At 68.4% G+C, this 514-nt stretch carries 1 protein-coding gene; it reads right to left on the reverse strand.

Annotated features, from left to right (window positions below; genetic code table 11):
* Positions 1 to 367 precede the first annotated feature (367 nt).
* Positions 368 to 514: thioredoxin family protein (locus tag ACXJKJ_RS32285; protein ID WP_457395843.1), on the reverse strand; the 147-nt coding region annotated here is incomplete at its 5' end.

The following is a 514-nucleotide window of genomic DNA, read 5'->3' on the forward strand; positions in this document are numbered from 1 at the left end:
GCCAGGGGCAGGGCGGATTGATGCGTGGGAGAAGAACCGGTTTCGGCAGCGGTGTTGGCGGCGGCCTTGGCGACGCGCGGCTTGCGCACGCGCTTCTCGGCAGGCGCGTCGGCGCTCCCGGGTTCGGAAGTAGTGATATCGGACAAGTGCTGGATTCCTCGCTAGAAGGTGCGAGCGCCCGGCAGGGCGGYGAACGTTGGGAAAGGATCTGGAAGGAAACAACGTCCAGAAGATGCGGCGCGCGAATGCGGCCGGATATGCCGACACTAACACCGGCTCGCGGCAGCGCGCAAGCCGGGCGGGGCAGGGTCATTCATGCGGGCGCAGGCCCGCGTGGCAGCCGGAGGGGGCCGGCTGCCTGCCAGGGTCAGGCCAGGGCCTTGTCCAGCATGCCGGCGAGCTGGGCCTTGCCCACCGCGCCAACCTGCTGCGCCTGGACTTCGCCGTTCTTGAAGACCAGCAGCATCGGGATCGAGCGCACGTGGTACTTGGCGGCCAGTTCGCGCTGTTCGTC

The organism is Roseateles sp. P5_E1 (assembly GCF_054049335.1).